18 protein-coding genes and 1 pseudogene are annotated in these 16860 nt (G+C 53.6%); 8 read left to right on the forward strand and 11 right to left on the reverse strand.

The window, feature by feature from the left end; translation table 11 throughout:
• Positions 1-44: 44 nt before the first annotated feature.
• A complete protein-coding gene (gene rlmE / locus ACL2XP_RS22210; RefSeq protein WP_413735403.1) occupies positions 45-674 on the reverse strand; it encodes a 23S rRNA (uridine(2552)-2'-O)-methyltransferase RlmE in 630 nt (209 codons plus the stop codon).
• Positions 675-820: 146 nt separating this feature from the next.
• Between rlmE and yhbY the strand changes: the two genes are divergently transcribed.
• A complete protein-coding gene (yhbY, locus tag ACL2XP_RS22215; protein ID WP_413735404.1) occupies positions 821-1114 on the forward strand; it encodes a ribosome assembly RNA-binding protein YhbY in 294 nt (97 codons plus the stop codon).
• 107 nt (positions 1115-1221) lie between these two features.
• On the opposite strand, the gene greA is transcribed toward yhbY, so the two are convergent.
• Entirely contained in the window at positions 1222-1698 is a 477-nt protein-coding gene (gene greA / locus ACL2XP_RS22220) for a transcription elongation factor GreA (protein ID WP_413735405.1), read from the reverse strand.
• Positions 1699-1954: 256 nt separating this feature from the next.
• Here greA and dacB point away from each other — a divergent pair, with 256 nt between their 5' ends.
• Entirely contained in the window at positions 1955-3388 is a 1434-nt protein-coding gene (gene dacB, locus ACL2XP_RS22225; RefSeq protein ID WP_413739258.1) for a serine-type D-Ala-D-Ala carboxypeptidase, read from the forward strand.
• Positions 3389-4278: 890 nt separating this feature from the next.
• Here the strand turns inward: dacB and cgtA are convergent.
• From cgtA to rplU, 4 genes are all read right to left on the reverse strand, one after another.
• Positions 4279-5457, reverse strand: a complete 1179-nt coding sequence (gene cgtA, locus ACL2XP_RS22230) for an Obg family GTPase CgtA (protein ID WP_413735407.1) — start codon at positions 5455-5457, stop codon at positions 4279-4281.
• A 16-nt stretch (positions 5458-5473) separates the two neighbouring features.
• On the reverse strand, positions 5474-6457 hold the full coding sequence (locus ACL2XP_RS22235; RefSeq protein WP_413735409.1) for a DMT family transporter: 984 nt from the start codon (positions 6455-6457) through the stop codon (positions 5474-5476).
• A 114-nt stretch (positions 6458-6571) separates the two neighbouring features.
• Entirely contained in the window at positions 6572-6829 is a 258-nt protein-coding gene (gene rpmA / locus ACL2XP_RS22240; protein ID WP_413735410.1) for a 50S ribosomal protein L27, read from the reverse strand.
• Between the two features lie 15 nt (positions 6830-6844).
• Entirely contained in the window at positions 6845-7156 is a 312-nt protein-coding gene (gene rplU / locus ACL2XP_RS22245) for a 50S ribosomal protein L21 (protein WP_162364085.1), read from the reverse strand.
• A 257-nt stretch (positions 7157-7413) separates the two neighbouring features.
• Here rplU and ispB point away from each other — a divergent pair, with 257 nt between their 5' ends.
• Positions 7414-8385, forward strand: coding sequence for an octaprenyl diphosphate synthase (gene ispB, locus ACL2XP_RS22250; protein ID WP_413735411.1), 972 nt, complete (start codon positions 7414-7416; stop codon positions 8383-8385).
• Between the two features lie 47 nt (positions 8386-8432).
• Here the strand turns inward: ispB and ACL2XP_RS22255 are convergent, their stop codons facing one another.
• Entirely contained in the window at positions 8433-8822 is a 390-nt protein-coding gene (locus ACL2XP_RS22255) for a YfeC-like transcriptional regulator (RefSeq protein WP_413735412.1), read from the reverse strand.
• Between the two features lie 183 nt (positions 8823-9005).
• Here ACL2XP_RS22255 and ACL2XP_RS22260 point away from each other — a divergent pair, with 183 nt between their 5' ends.
• Positions 9006-9311 carry a helix-turn-helix domain-containing protein gene (locus ACL2XP_RS22260; protein WP_413735414.1) on the forward strand — a complete coding sequence of 102 codons (306 nt, stop codon included), beginning with the start codon at positions 9006-9008 and terminating at the stop codon, positions 9309-9311.
• A gap of 4 nt (positions 9312-9315) precedes the next feature.
• On the opposite strand, the gene ACL2XP_RS22265 is transcribed toward ACL2XP_RS22260, so the two are convergent.
• A complete protein-coding gene (locus ACL2XP_RS22265) occupies positions 9316-9699 on the reverse strand; it encodes a DNA-binding protein (protein ID WP_413735415.1) in 384 nt (127 codons plus the stop codon).
• Positions 9700-10114: 415 nt separating this feature from the next.
• Complete coding sequence (gene mdh / locus ACL2XP_RS22270; RefSeq protein ID WP_413735417.1) at positions 10115-11053, reverse strand: malate dehydrogenase; 939 nt, start codon at positions 11051-11053, stop codon at positions 10115-10117.
• Between the two features lie 412 nt (positions 11054-11465).
• On the opposite strand from mdh, the gene argR reads away from it, so the two are divergent.
• On the forward strand, positions 11466-11936 hold the full coding sequence (argR, locus tag ACL2XP_RS22275) for a transcriptional regulator ArgR (protein WP_413735418.1): 471 nt from the start codon (positions 11466-11468) through the stop codon (positions 11934-11936).
• A 422-nt stretch (positions 11937-12358) separates the two neighbouring features.
• Positions 12359-12622: a peroxide/acid stress response protein YhcN gene (yhcN, locus tag ACL2XP_RS22280; protein ID WP_413735420.1), complete on the forward strand. Its 264-nt coding sequence runs from the start codon at positions 12359-12361 to the stop codon at positions 12620-12622.
• Between the two features lie 573 nt (positions 12623-13195).
• On the opposite strand, the gene ACL2XP_RS22285 is transcribed toward yhcN, so the two are convergent.
• Positions 13196-14116 carry a cupin domain-containing protein gene (locus ACL2XP_RS22285; RefSeq protein WP_413735421.1) on the reverse strand — a complete coding sequence of 307 codons (921 nt, stop codon included), beginning with the start codon at positions 14114-14116 and terminating at the stop codon, positions 13196-13198.
• Between the two features lie 74 nt (positions 14117-14190).
• Between ACL2XP_RS22285 and ACL2XP_RS22290 the strand changes: the two genes are divergently transcribed.
• A complete protein-coding gene (locus ACL2XP_RS22290) occupies positions 14191-14925 on the forward strand; it encodes an SDR family oxidoreductase (protein WP_413735423.1) in 735 nt (244 codons plus the stop codon).
• Between the two features lie 153 nt (positions 14926-15078).
• A pseudogene (locus tag ACL2XP_RS22295) lies at positions 15079-15231 on the forward strand (DUF2274 domain-containing protein); the annotation flags it as partial.
• 134 nt (positions 15232-15365) lie between these two features.
• Here ACL2XP_RS22295 and mpl read toward each other — a convergent pair.
• Positions 15366-16748, reverse strand: a complete 1383-nt coding sequence (gene mpl, locus ACL2XP_RS22300; protein WP_413735424.1) for a UDP-N-acetylmuramate:L-alanyl-gamma-D-glutamyl-meso-diaminopimelate ligase — start codon at positions 16746-16748, stop codon at positions 15366-15368.
• Between the last annotated feature and the right edge of the window lie 112 nt (positions 16749-16860).

Raw genomic sequence — 16860 nt, forward strand, 5'->3', positions numbered from 1 at the left:
GATTAACCTCATATTACAACGGTGTTAACAATTAGCGTAGGGTACTATAATTTGCGCCCTGTCGCCACAATGTACACTTCCCGCGAACGAGCGCGCGAAGCGTCTGGCTTACGAATCTTTACCTTCGTAAATAGGGAGCGAATTTCCCGTAGGTATTCATCAAAACCTTCTCCCTGAAAGACTTTAACCAGAAAACTGCCGCCAGGTGCCAGCACATCCCGGCACATCTCCAAGGCCAACTCCACCAAATACATGGCTTTGGGAATATCAACGGCCGGCGTACCACTCATATTGGGGGCCATATCGGACATGACCACCTGTACTTTTGCTTCGCCTACCCTTTCCAGCAATGCCTGTAATACCAGCGGATCGCGAAAATCGCCTTGCAGGAAATCAACGCCCACGATGGGGTCCATGGGCAGAATATCACAAGCGATGATACGCCCTTTCTTTCCGATTTGCGTGGCTACATACTGCGACCAGCCGCCCGGCGCCGCGCCGAGATCCACCACCGCCATGTCCGGCTTGAACAGTTTGTCGCCCTGCTGTATTTCTTCAAGTTTAAACCAGGCACGGGAACGCAGCCCCTTTTTTTGTGCCTCGAGAACATATTTATCGCTAAAGTGTTCCTGTAGCCAACGACTGGAGCTGCCAGAACGCTTTTTGGTGGTCATCTTGTTTTCCAACTATCCTGAAAGAGTGCATTAGTGATGGGATTCGGGCACTCGTGCGCCAGATACAATCACGACCGATTTGGTGATAACCATGAGATGGCGGTAGAATGTACCGTTTTCAATCCCAACGTAAGCAAAAAAGACAAATGAATCTTAATAATAAGCAAAAACAGCACCTGAAAAGCCTGGCCCACCCGTTGAAACCGGTTGTTATGCTGGGCAACAACGGCCTGACGGAAGGCGTGCTGGCGGAAATCGAGCTGGCCCTGGAGCATCATGAGCTGATCAAAGTGAAGATTGCCGCTGAAGAGCGCGAAACCAAGACGCTTATCGCCGATGCCATCGTGCGTGAAACGGGCGCCAACAACATACAATTGATCGGCGGCGTGCTGGTGTTATATCGCCCCGCCACACAGCCGAATATTACTTTACCGCGCTGACAATCGCTTTTCTGATGAAAAGGTGCCACGTTCCTTAATGCAGGAAAAGGCCACTTACGGCCTTTTTCCTTTCTTTACAAACCATCATCACAATATCTATGAGCCAATCAAAGATATTGGATGTCCAGGATTTCATATTCGACATCGCCGCCGGGCGTGCGAATTAGCGCGATATCACCGGACTCCTTCCCCACCAGGCCGCGCGCCATGGGAGAATTAATGGAAATCAGGTTTTGTTTAAAATCCGCCTCGTCGTCGCCGACGATACGGTAAGTCAGCTCATCTTCGGTATCGAGATTCTGGATAGTCACCGTCGAACCAAAAATTACCCGGCCATTGGCCGACATCTTGGTGACGTCGATAACCTGGGCATTGGATAATTTCGCTTCGATTTCCTGGATGCGGCCTTCACAAAACCCCTGTTGATCGCGTGCGGCATGGTATTCCGCATTTTCTTTCAGATCGCCGTGAGCACGGGCCTCGGCAATGGCTTTGATAATTTCGGGGCGACGGACGCTTTTCAAAAACTCTAGCTCTTCCCGCAGTTTATCAGCACCACGCAAAGTCATCGGAATTGGAGTCATGGCAATACCTCTAAAAAAATTCATCCTGCTAAAATATTCGCCGTCCTGACGTTAATTAAACTAGCCACGGCGTGACTGTTTCCGCTACCACCTAAGCGAAAAGCAAAAAAAACCGCACCTGGAGTACCTTTCCAGGACAGTCTCGATTTGCATTTTGATACGTATTTTAACCCAGAGTTCCCGATGGGTCATCGTTTACTTTAACCCTGTTTGCACCGTAGTATGACGGCACGTTATCTTGCCGTTGCCCAAAATTATGCGTTTTTCACGACTACTCTCAGGATTGACCGGTGTTTTCATGCTAACTGCCCACGGGGCGCCGGTTGAAAATTATACGGAATTATTGCCCGATGGCGCTAATCTGGCGCTTATCGCGCAAAAAATCGGCGCCACCGAGCCGGTGATAGATTATCACAGCCAACAGATGGCACTGCCGGCGAGTACGCAAAAAGTGATTACCGCGCTGGCGGCGCTGCTGCAATTAGGCCCGGCCTATCGGTTCAGCACCACCTTTGAAAGCGGCGCCCAGATCAGCAACGGCGTGCTGCAAGGCAATCTGGTGGCCCGCTTTGGCGGCGACCCGACCCTGGGGCGCCAGCAGTTGCGCAATATGGTGGCGGAACTGCGCAAGCAGGGGGTAAAGCAGATCGCCGGAGATCTGGTGATCGACACCTCGGTGTTCGCCAGCCACGACAAAGCCCCGGGCTGGCCGTGGAACGATCTGACCCAGTGCTTCAGCGCGCCGCCGGGAGCGGCGATTGTCGATCGCAACTGTTTTTCCGTCTCGCTCTATAGCGCGCCAAAACCCGGCGACAATGCTTTTATTCGCGTCGCCTCATACTATCCCGTACAAATGTTCAGCCAGGTGCGCACCTTGGCCAAAGGCTCCCCCGACGCGCAATATTGCGAGCTGGACGTGGTGCCAGGGGAACTGAACCGCTTTACCCTGACCGGCTGCATGATGCAGCGCGCCGAGCCCTTGCCGCTGGCGTTCGCCATCCAGGACGGCGCCAGCTATGCGGGCGCTATTTTAAAAAGCGAGCTGAAGCAGGCGGATATCGAGGTCGGGGGCGTCCTGCGGCGGGAGACGACGCCTAGCGCCCCGGGGCAAATCCTGGCCCAGACCTTTTCCGCGCCCCTGCATGACTTGCTCAGGCTGATGCTGAAAAAATCCGATAATATGATTGCCGATACCGTTTTTCGCACCATCGGCCACGAGCGCTTTAAAGTGCCGGGCACCTGGCGGGCCGGATCGGACGCGGTACGGCAAATCCTGCGCCAGCAGGCCGGTATCGATCTGGGCAATACCATTATCGTCGACGGCTCCGGCTTATCCCGCCACGACCTGATTTCGCCGGCCACCATGATGCAAGTGCTGCAATATATCGGCCAGCACGACCAGACCCTGGACTTTATCTCCATGCTGCCCCTGGCGGGCTATGACGGCACCCTGATGTACCGCGCCGGGTTGCATGAAGCGGGCGTGGACGGCAAGGTGTCGGCGAAAACCGGTTCATTGCAGGGGGTCTATAATCTGGCCGGCTTCATCACCACCGCGAGCGGGCAACGGATGGCGTTTGTCCAGTATCTTTCGGGTTATGCCGTACCGCCGCAGGATCAAAAGGCGCGCAGAATCCCCCTGGTGCGTTTTGAGAGCCGGTTATATAAAGATATTTATCAAAACAACTAATGCAGGCGCCCCGGGCCGGACGGAGATCATCCGCCGGTCCGGGGCCGCAATTCCCCCTGGCCCGGCGCATAATCAAGGCGAGTCGGCGCTATTGTCAGGGAATTGCGCGGCATGCATTAATAGAATATATCGCCAGCGCCAGCCGGCTGAAATAATAATGACCGGGTTGCCACAATGTTAGTTTGATATATCTATTACGTCTGTTTTTTCACAACTGGCTCATTTGCTCTCTTAAATAAAATCAATCAGAACCGGTGTTTAATTTTATTATCCGCAGCTAAATCCCCTATTATCTTTAACCGCCATCGCACACACTTAGCATCTGTCAGTTGCCATAGGCTTCTGTGCGCCGTTCATATGCCTAAATCGCTGGTTATGTAATATTTCGATACTGTCCGCAGCTAAAAAATCAACAGGATAATCATAAAGAAAGGAATTGATCATCAACGCCAGACAAAACCCTGGCCGCGGCGCCATGCCGCAAACTATAACATGGCGCAAGCCATCGATTTAATATCTACGGTTTTAAATGATGAAGGCGTTCCATCGCCAACGTTTTCAGCGGCTTTACGTTAATTACTCACGCTTATTTTCTATGATTATTATTCCTGCCGGCATGGCGGTAGAAATAAAAGTGAAAAGTAATCAGATTAATTTGCCGATTCCGGCGCAAGCAAAGTGCGCTGTGAATAATATAATTAAAGGCGCCGTTGGTATTTTGATTGCGGTACTGATATGGTTCTTCCCGTTATCCAAGGACCGACGCCGGAAACCTGGCATATTCTGGCGATATTTGTCGCCACCACCGTGGCCTTAGTTCGATTGCTTTTGGACTCATAAAAAAGCCCCCCGCCGGCGGCGGTGGGCTGCATTAGCGTTAGGGCGATGAGCTAGCGGTGATAGATAATCTCTACGCCTTCTTCATCGTCATCGTCCCAATCATCGTCGTCGAGGCCATCGTCTTCCGCCTCGATTTCGTTTTTCTCCAACTGCTCGCGATGATAGTCATCCCACATAAACTCGACTTTTTCAGGCACCGCTTCTTCAGCCGGCTGCTCGTTGGGATGACTGTTGATAAAGGCCATCACGTCCCAGCACAGCGCCTTGACGCCCTTTTGGCTCGCGGCGGAAATGACGTAGAACTGTTCTTCCCAGCCTAATGCCGCGGCAATGGCTTTGGCGCGGCGGTCCGCTTCTTCGGGCTCCAGCAGGTCAAGTTTGTTGAATACCAGCCAGCGCGGCTTGGCCGCCAGTTTTTCGCTGTAGCGTTCAAGTTCCCTGACGATGACCTTGGCGTTTTCGATCGGGTCCGATTCATCAATCGGCGCCAGATCGATCAGGTGCAGCAGCACCCGGCAGCGTTCCAGATGTTTGAGGAACCGGATGCCCAGCCCCAAACCTTCGGACGCGCCCTCGATCAGCCCGGGAATATCGGCGATGACAAAGCTTTGCTCGTTGTCCATACGCACCACGCCCAGGCTCGGCACCAGGGTGGTGAAGGGATAATCGGCCACCTTAGGTTTGGCGGCGGACACGGCGCGGATAAAGGTCGATTTACCGGCATTGGGCAAACCCAGCATGCCGACATCGGCCAGCAGCAACAGCTCAAGCTGTATTTCGCGGATTTCGCCTTTGGTGCCGTCGGTCTTCTGCCGGGGGGCGCGGTTGATGGAAGATTTGAAGCGCGCATTGCCCAGGCCGTGGAAACCGCCCTTCGCCACCATCAGGCGCTGCTCATGGCGGGTCATGTCGCCCATGGTCTCACCGGTATCCTTGTCGAGGATGCGCGTGCCGACCGGGACTTTAATCGTGATGTCCTTGCCGCGTTTACCGGTGCAATCCCGGCTTTGTCCATTCTGTCCGCGCTCGGCGCGGAAGGATTTTTCAAAGCGGTAATCAATCAGGGTATTAAGGTTTCTGTCCGCCAGCAAATAGACATCGCCGCCGTCGCCGCCGTCGCCGCCGTCAGGACCGCCGTTAGGAATATATTTTTCCCGCCGGAAACTGACGCAGCCATTGCCGCCGTCACCCGCGGCCACCACAATGGCGGCCTCATCTACAAACTTCATGGAAACTCTCCGTAATTCATTTGCCGGGCGGCTTAATGGGCAATGCCGGTCCCGTTTTTGCCCGCCCGGGCCACAATCGATGGCCCGCCGCGGAAAACATCGCACCCGCCACCACTACAAACGCGCCCACATAACCGACGATATTCAGCGCCGGGGCAGCGAAGTAAGCCGGCCAGACGAGTGACAGCAAATCCGAAAAAAGTAAGGTGAACAAAGGCGTCAGCGTGACAATGGCGCTGACCTGCGCCGCTTGCCAGCGGGCCATGGCTTCCGCCAGCGCGCCGTAACCGATCAGGGTGTTGGCGCCGCAGAACAACAGGCACGCAACCTGCCAGCCGCTCAGTTGCATAATCACCATGGGTTTCGCCACGGCGGTTAACGCTATTGTACACAAAACATACAACAAGAACAGAATCTGTTGCGAAGCCAGCCGGCGCAGCAAGACTTTTTGCGCCACGCCGTAGCACACCCAGACCGCCGCCGCGCAAACGCCGAGGATCACCCCGAGCGTATAGTCGGTAAGCCGGGTAAATATTTCAATCAGGCTGGTGTTGAAAAACATCACCAGCCCCGTAACCAACAGCGCCGCCCCGATAACCTGGGTCACGCGCATGCGCTCTTTCAAGATAAATACGCTGGCGAACATCATGCCCACCGGCGACAGCTGGCCTATGACCTGGGAAGCGGTCGGGCTGAGGTATTGCAGGGACGAACTGAAGAAAATAAAGTTCCCCAACAGTCCGGCGGTGGCAATCAGCAACAATACCAGCCAGCGCCAGCGGAAAAACAGTTTCAGCGGCGGTAGCTGGCCGCGCGGCGCCAGGATAACCGCCAGGCCGATGCCCGCGATGATGAACCGGTACCATACCACGGTATACGGCTCCATATCGGTCAGCACCTGCTTCATGGCGATGGGCAGGGCGCCCCAGCACATGGCGGTGGTAAGCGCCAGCGCAATGCCCATTCCCGCCTGCTGTCCCGCCTGCTGATTTGTCTTCATGAGTGTCGGACGCGAAACTTACCTGGAAAGAAAGGTAACTTGGAAAGAAAATAAAAAGCCCCGCAACGAATTGCGGGGCTTAACTCTTAACTCTGCTATCGGAGAACAGAAAATTTATTCAGCAATGATGCTGACAAATTTACGGTTTTTCGGTCCTTTAACTTGAAACTGGATTTTGCCAGTAGTCAAAGCGAACAGAGTGTGGTCTTTACCGCAACCAACGTTGGTGCCAGGATGGAATTTGGTTCCACGCTGACGAACAATGATGCTGCCGGCTAAAACAGCTTCGCCGCCGAAGCGTTTAACGCCAAGGCGTTTACTTTCTGAGTCGCGACCGTTACGAGTCGAGCCGCCAGCCTTTTTGTGTGCCATGAGTGTGCTCCCCTGTTAGGCGCCGATACCGGTAATTTTCACGTCAGTGAACCACTGACGATGGCCTTGTTGCTTACGATAGTGCTTACGGCGACGGAATTTAACAATCGTCACCTTATCGCCGCGACCATGAGCAACTACTTCAGCTTGAATCTTTCCGCCATTGACGAAAGGAACGCCGATCTGAATGTCGTCACCGTTGGCAATCATCATTACCTGGTCGAACTCAACGGTTTCACCCGTTGCAATGTCAAGCTTTTCAAGGCGAACAGTCTGACCTTCGCTGACCCGGTGTTGTTTACCACCACTTTGGAAAACCGCGTACATAAAAAACTCCGCTTTCCGCGCACTCAACCTATAATCGTCCACAGTGCGCTATAAATATTCACAATAGGGCGCGAATTCTACGCAAAAAAGCGCCCTATGACAAGTGCAGAATACATACAGGATGCGAAAAAGGGGCAGTTTCTTCATCGGCATTTATCTCTATCATTTTTCAAGTACAATCAGTAACACAGTTTCTGCCATCTGGCCTCATGAGCAGCGTTACTATTTAACGGTAAAAATAAAGCCAAAAGAAAATAATGAACCTTGATCAAATTACAGTACTCACAGCGCAGGATATGGCGAACGTCAACGCCATCATACTTGAGCAATTAAACTCCGAAGTCGTGCTGATCAATCAGCTCGGCCATTACATCATCAGCGGCGGGGGCAAGCGCATCCGGCCGATGATCGCCGTGCTGGCTGCCCGCGCCCTGCATTACGAGGGCAACAAGCATGTCACCGTGGCGGCCCTGATCGAGTTTATCCACACCGCCACCTTATTGCATGACGATGTGGTGGACGAGTCGGATATGCGTCGTGGCAAGGCCACGGCGAATGCGGCGTTCGGCAATGCGGCCAGCGTCCTGGTGGGCGACTTTATTTATACCCGCGCTTTCCAGATGATGACCGCCCTGGAATCGCTGCGCGTGCTGGCCTTGATGTCCGAAGCGGTGAACGTGATTGCCGAAGGCGAAGTGTTGCAGCTTATGAACTGCAACGATCCGGATATCAGCATCGACAGCTATATGCGGGTGATTTACAGCAAGACGGCCCGTTTGTTCGAGGCCGCGGCGCAGTCTTCGTCCATCCTGGCCGACGCCACCCCCGAGCAGGAAGCCGCCCTGCGGGATTATGGCCGCTACCTCGGCACCGCGTTCCAACTGATCGACGACTTGCTCGATTATGGGGCAGACGGCAAAACCCTGGGTAAAAATACCGGCGACGATCTCAACGAAGGCAAACCGACCCTGCCGCTGCTGCACGCCATGCGCAACGGCAACGCCGACCAGGCGGCGATGATTCGCGAAGCCATCGTTCAGGGCAACGGCCGGCATTTGCTGGAATCGGTGCTGGAAACCATGCGGCAATGCGGTTCCCTGGAATATACCCGCCAGCGGGCGGAAGCGGAGGCGGACAAAGCGATCGCCTGCCTGGCCTGCCTGGAGCCGACCCCTTATCGGCAGGCGCTGGAAAGCCTGGCGCATTTGGCGGTGCAGCGTCAGTTTTAGGAAAATCGTTTTTTTGGAAATATCCGCCGCCGTTTCCCGCCGTCGGCTCACCGCCTGGGCAAGATTCCCAGGCGCGTCAAAAACGCCGCAATGCCTTCCCTCAAGACAAAACTGATGACATCGTCCAGCTCTTCCGGCTGGAATTGCTGGTAGATGGCGATCCAGGCCGCCAATGGGTCTTTTTCCGGCTCTCCGCGCCCGGCGGCATTGGCCAGATAGGGCTCGGCCGGCTCGTCGCGCATTGCCAGGCGGGTTAATTCCCGTTGGACAGCTTGCGGTAAACTCTCCCTGGCGAACTCAAGGCCTTTACCCTGGACCCCGATCACCGGTCTGCTGACCCATTTTTCACGGCGCGCCCGCGCGGTGATGCCCTGGCGCGTGGTGGGAAGTTTAGCTATACCCATGAGCTCGCTGGTTCTAAACCAGTCTTTTTTCATATCTTTTGCATTCCGAATAGGGATGGCCTTAACAAAAATCAACTTTATATGGAAAATAATCGACACATATTTGGAAAATTAATGATATATATTTTCCATCCAAAAGTTGCATTTATAACGGGTTATTCACATATGTTAGTTCTGGCATTAACTTACCTCCGGCTTATTGCAAAGGATTGAGTCATGATTCAACACACAGATGATTGGCACCCGGCGGATATTGTTGCTTCAATGCGCAAACGCGGTACCACACTCGCGGCAGTATCGCGAGCAGCAGGTTTGAGTTCGTCAACGCTGTCGAACGCCCTGACACGGCCCTGGCCCAAAGGCGAATGGTTGATTGCCGATACGCTGGGAATCCACCCCTCGAAGATATGGCCCAGCCGCTATATCGACCCCGACACCAAGCAGCTACTCGACAGGAAAAGCCTGATACGTAAACGTGCCCCGGCTAAACCCGCCGCAGAAGATCCTCCTGCTGCGGTATAACCCTCTACTCCCGATCGAACTCCGTCAGGAGCTCATCGGGATAATCCAGGCGTTTTAGCAGGTTTAATACGCCTTCGCGTAACACGAACGCCACCACAAAGTCGCGTTCAGCACTGGAAAGCTGCCTGTGAATTTCGATCCAGGTAGAAGACGGTTCTTGCGTCGATAACACGTAGTCCGCAGTGCAGGAACGCAGTGAGAGCGTCCGTTTAACGGCTTCCGGCAGGCTTTGCCAGGCGTATTCAACCGCCTTGCCGCGCGCGCCCACACGCCGCCTTTTATGCCACCCCTCTTCGCGGGCGCGGCGATTAAGGCCTTGACGCGTTTTGGGTAACCCGCCAACGCCAATCAGCTCGTGTGTTGCTATCCATTCCTTTTTTGCAGCCATTTACCCTCCTTGTCATGGTAATAACCTCGCGTTATTACCATTGCGCGGCTGCGTACAACCATAGAGACATCAACCATAAAGTCTTCCCGGTTGCGCTACCGCGCGGTTCCGTTGTTAATACACCCATACTCTATAGCAATTACAGCTTGTCGTAACGCCAATTACAACACAAAAAAAGGCAGGAGCGCCACCAGCGATTTAAAAATGAGATCGCCATTGATTTTTATCCTATAACGCTAAATAATCATTATTTATCAATAGAATAATTACTTACATTAATTATTGACGCGCCAGGATTTTTGCCGTTTTCCACCGGAGATGCCGGCCGGCGATCGAGGAAAAAAAGGGGGTGGAAAGGGAAATAACCGGGGAAAAAGCGCGTTTCCCGCCCTTGAAGGAGCGGGAAACGAAGGGCCTATTGGTTGATGAATTTCACACCCAATTCGATGTCGCTCTTCAGCACATCCTGCATATGCTCCAGGGCCTGCTGTTCAAAAGCGCTCAGGGTGCCGATAGGTTTGCGTTCCGCCAAGCCGTCTTTGCCCAGTAGCAGCGGCTGGGCAAAGAAACGGGTGTACTCCCCATCGCCTTCCACATAAGCGCATTCCACCACGCCTTGTTCACCCTGCAAGGCGCGAACCAGCGACAGTCCGAACCGCGCCGCGGCCTGGCCCATGGATAAGGTAGCGGACCCGCCGCCGGCTTTGGCTTCCACCACCTCGGTGCCGGCGTTCTGAATGCGTTTGGTCAAATCGGCGACTTCCTGTTCGGTGAAGCTGATGCCTTTGACCTGGGAAAGCAGAGGTAATATGGTAACGCCGGAATGGCCGCCGATCACGGGCACTTCAACATCCTGCGGCCGCAATCCTTTCAGTTCAGCCACAAAGGTGTTGGAACGGATGATATCCAGGGTGGTGACGCCAAACAGCTTGCGTTTATCATAGACGCCGGCTTTTTTCAGCGCCTCGGCGGCAATGGCCACGGTGGTGTTCACCGGGTTGGTAATGATGCCGATCAGGGCACCGGGACTGGCTTTAGCCACCTGGTTCACCAGGTTGCGCACAATGCCGGCGTTGACATTAAATAGATCCGAACGGTCCATGCCCGGTTTGCGCGCCACGCCGGCGGAAATGAGGACGATATCCGCGCCTTCCAGGGCGGGGGTGGCATCTTCGCCGCTAAAGCCTTTGATTTTTACCGCCGTAGGAATATGGCTGAGGTCGACAGCGACGCCAGGAGTAACCGGTGCGATATCGTAAAGAGAAAGTTCTGATCCGGATGGAAGTTGGGTTTTGAGTAACAGGGCAAGAGCCTGGCCAATGCCGCCGGCTGCACCGAGAACTGCGACTTTCATTCTAATCTCCTTATTATTATAGGAAAAATTAAATGCCGTCAAATCATCTGGTTATGATCATAGAGACATAAACGGGTAAAAACAAATCAGCGATCGCAAATTTGAGAATTGGCGCATTAACTTTCCGCCGTCCATAAAATACGCTGCCGCTGCCGTTTGTTGCCGTTGGCTATTAATCACATTACACCGGGAATTAGTGTCAAAACAACATCATTTTCATAACAATTACTTTACTTTTTCCACAGCAATAATCTGGGAGCCAGGTCAAAAAGGAAATGAATAGATATTGTTATCCTAGCCGTTTTGCCGGCTATCACGGCGATCAACGCCCTTGGCCGGGCATTTTTATTGCATAAAAATGCAATTTTATGCATAATTACAACTATGTTTATGGCTACTGGTTTGGTAAAAAATGCGTAATAACATAAAACAAGAAGAACTGGTTAAAGCTTTTAAGGCGTTGCTGAAAGAAGAGAAATTCAGTTCTCAAGGCGAGATCGTTTTTGCATTGCAAGAACAGGGATTTGAAAATATCAATCAGTCGAAAGTCTCGCGGATGTTAACTAAATTCGGCGCGGTGCGCACCCGCAACGCCAAAATGGAAATGGTCTACTGCCTGCCCGCCGAATTGGGCGTGCCCACCACCAGCAGTCCCCTGAAAAATTTAGTTTTGGACGTAGATCATAATGATGCGGTGATAGTGATTCATACCAGCCCGGGCGCCGCGCAGCTGATTGCCCGTTTGTTGGATTCACTGGGTAAATCCGAAGGCATATTGGGGACCATCGCCGGCGATGACACCATTTTTACCACCCCGGCCAAAGGGTTTAGCGTTAAGCAGCTCCACGAGGCCATACTTATTCTGTTTGACCAGGAGCTTTGAACCTTCTTACCGGTGCTTTATAACAAAAATGAATCAAGGCGCCGGTTTTAACGCCGATTATCCCGTTTTTGCCATCGTTTAACCCTACGTATTATGCTGTTATTCCCGCCCCAACCTGTCATATATCCACTTGTTACCCTCCCCTCCGGGCTATTCCACTGGCGGAAAGAGACAATTCAGCACGTTTGGCTACATCCGGCTATCTGCTTGAAATTACAATTAATTAACATTAGTCGCCTATTTTTCATCCGGTTTTAATAGCATTTGCTTATATTAATATAGTGTTGCATGTTAAAGTTTCATAATAAATTATGAGTAAACTATTAATACCTCACGTTACTAGTGTATACTTAGTTTCGTGATGCCCATCACGTTGTGCGTCATGTGTTCTATCAAACGTGAAGAAAATAGAGGTGAGAAAAATGAGAATTTCTACTGCGGCTTCATTGATGACCGTAATATCGGCCCTGTCATTTGGCGCATTTGCCGCCGATTCGATTTCGCTAGAACAAGCGAATGATTTGCACGCTTTCGGTACCGTGAGCGTTAGCGGTATTGGCGGCGCGCCGTCCGATATCCATCAGGCGCTGAACCAGGCGGCCGACGCTAAAGGCGCGACCGCTTACCGGATTACCGAAGCGCGTGAAAACGATACGTGGCATGCGACCGCTGAGCTCTATAAATAAGGCGCTCTGTTCTGTAAATAGAGACCCAAGCTGTATAACCAATTTACCTTAACGACGCTCCCGCGGTTTCCATAGCCGGGATAGCTCCTCTGACCGCGGGTGTCGCTGATAGTGTCGTTCCGGCTGATTCAGCACCAGCAACACAGCAATATTGTTCAACATTAAAAATCAATGCCGTCGTCGCCCTCAGTTATTCCTGTGTCCAGCAATAACCCCAGACGCGAGCTATTGATTCCCTCTCGTCGTCCTATCCGACGATTTTTACCCCCGCTTGCGGGGGTTTTTTTTCACCTTGACTCCAGCCCGGCGCTTTGCCGGATTGCGCCAAGTCATCTACACCATATTTATCAATCAGTTAAGATCATCCAACATATGCCGGTGCTTTCCGAAACTCGATCCGCTTCCGATCGTTTGACTCCCATTTGGCTTCTGGAAACCGGCAATCGAGCAGCGGCCAGGGCAGTCGATAACTGCCATTATTCGTGGAAATAGTGTTTCCTGGCGTCTGGACAGACGGGGTGGCCAATTTGGCGCAGCGACTCGAACGCCAATAACGATTGGTTATGCAGTTTGTCACGATTGGACATTAGCTTTCGGAGGAGAACCAAAGGCACGTCGAAAGGCGTGGGAAAACGCGCTTTGTGACGTATAGCCGACCTTGTTCGCTATGCGAGCGATAGTCGTACCACCTTGCATCAACGCCGCACGAGCGAGGGTAAGACGCCACGCTCGCAAGTATGCAAGCGGCGGCTGTCCTAGTCGGCGAGTGAACTCCGCGGAGAAGGCAGCGCGGGACATGCCGGCCACACCAGCAAGCCGAGCCACCGTCCACGGTTGCGCGACATCTTCATGAATTGCGCGAAGCGCCCTGCCAAGCCGGGGATCTGAAATAGCGCCGAGCCATCCCATTTCGATTTGTCCGACATCACCGGCGTAAGCCCTGATCGCCTCCACTACCAGCACGTCGGCAAGACGGGCGCTCACGATCTCGCTTCCCATCATATCTCGTTCTATCTCGTTATTCACGAGTGCGAGGATCGTTGCGATCGCTTCAGATGCGGACGAAGATCGGGGAACGATCATGAAATCCGGCATCCGTTCGAGTAGGAAATCTGCGTTTGAGGCCGCGAACGTGACCGTTCCTCCGATTCCAATCGTATCGTCTCCGCCGATGCACGCTACGTCGCAGCCGGAACCGAAAACGGTTTGACCGTCAATTGGCGCTACGTCCGGGTCGCTGGCTACCGCATATGCAGTGCGTCCGAGCAAGCATATGTCCCCTTTATTCAAAAGCTGTGGTGCGCGTCCTGGAAGCAGCATCCACTGGCTCCCGCGCAGCAAAGCGACGAACTTGAGCCGGTCGACGGCAGGAAATTCGAGCGCCCACCGTCCCGCAGCTTCCAGTCGAGTGCGTCTGGTCACCCTTGCTCCGAGAACATCAAGGACATCTGACAGCGGGTCGAGCACAGTTTTAGACGATCGCGACAATTTCATAGACAGTACAGCATAGATTATCTTGAATCCGTCGCATATCATTTTCAAAAGTTATTTTGCAAAGGAAAGAAGTCATGAGTATCAGAGGCAAAGTAGTCGCGATCACGGGGGCAAGCAGCGGGATTGGTCGTGCGACGGCGAAGTTACTTGCAGAGCGCGGTGCGTTCGTGGTGCTGGGTTCTCGCAACGAATCAGCGCTTCAGGCCGTTGCGGGCGAAATTACTTCCGCGGGCGGCAAAGCCGTATTTAAGACAACCGATGTACGTCACCGGGGCGCGCTTGAAGAGCTTGTCGCATTGGCGGTCGAGCGAGGCGGCAAGCTCGACGTCATGGTTAACAACGCCGGGGTTGGGCCGATCTCCCGTTTTGATGCACTGCGTGTCGAGGACTGGGATCTGATGATAGACGTTAACTTGCGCGGCACGCTTTACGGCATCGCTGCTGCCCTGCCGGTGTTTGCGCAACAGGGAAGCGGGCATGTGGTTAACGTCGTTTCAACGGCTGGCATCCAGATCGTCCCGACAATGGGCGTCTATGCCGCCACTAAAAACGCGGTGCGCACGGCGACCGAGGTGCTGAGGCAGGAGGCAGGCCCCAATCTTCGCGTGACCGAAATCTCTCCGGGAGTGATCGCCACGAATTTCGGTGACAGCATCACGGACAAAACCACGAAGAAGCTGATTGACGAGCGCCTTGGCGGTATTGCGATCTCACCTGACGCGATCGCGCGGGGCATCCTCTTTGCACTAGAGCAACCCCCTGAAGTGGATGTTGGCAGCATTGTTATTCGTCCAACCGCACAGGGCTGAGTCGCCAACTTCTTGAAGGAAAATTGACGTCGCAGAGGAAAACTTGCTGGCGAACGAGAATACCGTTTGATTGAGGGCTTCTTTTTCAAGCACTTCTTTTTCAAATACTTCTTTTTCAAATAGAAAACAAAGGGAAGATACCCAGCCTAAGCCGAGCGCAACGCCGCGCCGCACGCGCAGACCTACGGCGAAGCAGCCGATGCGGCGACGCCGATCCCGCACATGCTAGAGGCGTTCATGGCCGGAGATCGGGGATTCAAGAAGGGGGCAACCACCGCCACGGCTTCGCCGGCAAAACCGACCTGACGGCGCAGACAAGCCCACCACCATCACCCATGACGAAGGCAGCTCAAACCCGCCCTAATTTCTTACCCTATATAGGCTTTTAGCTTCAAGCCGGCCTATACGGGAAACCGGGCACAGGCCAATTTTTGCCTGCTCTACGGCGGTGATACCGCCAGTCCCGCTTTGAGATTCAGCTGGGCCAGCAGTTTACCGTGAATACCGCCGAATCCGCCGTTGCTCATGACCAGGATATAATCCCCGGGCTGCGATCTTTTAACGATCATATCCACCAGCGTATCCACGTCCGCGCTCCAGTGAGCGGGCTGTACGCAGGCCTCGGCGACTTCGCTCACCTGCCAGGGAATATGCTGCGGCTGGAATAAAAAGACTTCGTCGGCCCGCCCCAGGGAAGGCGCGAGTTCATTTTTGTTCAGGCCCATTTTCATGGTGTTTGAACGGGGTTCAAGTACGGCCAAAATACGCGCGGTTCCGCCAACCTTGCTGCGCAGCGCGGCCAGCGTGGCGAGGATAGCCGTGGGATGATGGGCGAAATCATCATAGAGCTTGACGCCGTTCGCGGTGCCCTTTAGCTCCAGACGACGGCGGGCATTAATAAAGGACCCCAGCGCCTGGCAGGCGTCAGCCGGCTGCACCCCCACATGCCGGGCGGCGGCAATGGCCATCAGCGCGTTATGCATGTTATGTTCGCCGACGATATCCCAATGGACTTCGCCGACGCATTCACCTTGCAAAAACACCTGGAACGCGCTGGAATCCGCCGCAATTTTTTTCGCGCGCCAGCTGCCCTCTTCGCCGACATACTCTTGCTCGCTCCAGCAGCCCATCGCCATGACCTGCTTTAGATGCGGATCGTTATCAGGCAGAATAATTTTGCCTTTACCCGGCACCAGCCTGACCAAATGATGAAACTGCTTCTGGATGGCCTTCAGATCGTCAAAAATATCCGCATGATCGAATTCAAGATTATTCAAAATCAGGGTGCGCGGGCAGTAATGAACGAACTTGGAACGTTTATCAAAAAACGCGCAATCGTATTCATCCGCTTCCACCACAAAAAAATCGCTGTCGCCCAACCGGGCCGACACCGTGAAGTTCCCCGGTACGCCGCCGATCACGAACCCCGGCTGATAGCCGCAGACTTCCAGTATCCAGGTAACCATGCCGGCGGTGGTGGTTTTGCCGTGGGTGCCGGCGACGGCGATCACCCAGCGCTGTTGCAGCACCCGATCGTGCAACCACTGCGGGCCGGATACATAACGTATTCCCCGCTCAAGCACGGCTTCCACGCATGGATTACCGCGGCTCATCGCGTTGCCGATAATAACCAATTCCGGTTCCGGCGAAAGCTGGGCCGGATCGTAGCCCTGGATAAGCTGGATGCCCTGATCTTGCAGCAGGGTGCTCATGGGAGGGTAGACATTATCATCAGACCCGGTGACATCGTGTCCCAGTGAACGGGCCAGCACCGCTAACCCGCCCATAAACGTGCCACAGATACCGAGAATATGTATGCGCATAATTTTTCCATTTTTTTAACAACGATCTGCGGCCCATTCTACCGCTGCGGCCGGACGATATAAACGGATTTGATGATGTACCCGCATTCGTTTAAGCTAAACTTCCTATGCA

It is taken from the genome of Sodalis sp. RH21, assembly GCF_047324175.1.
GTDB lineage: Bacteria > Pseudomonadota > Gammaproteobacteria > Enterobacterales > Enterobacteriaceae > Acerihabitans.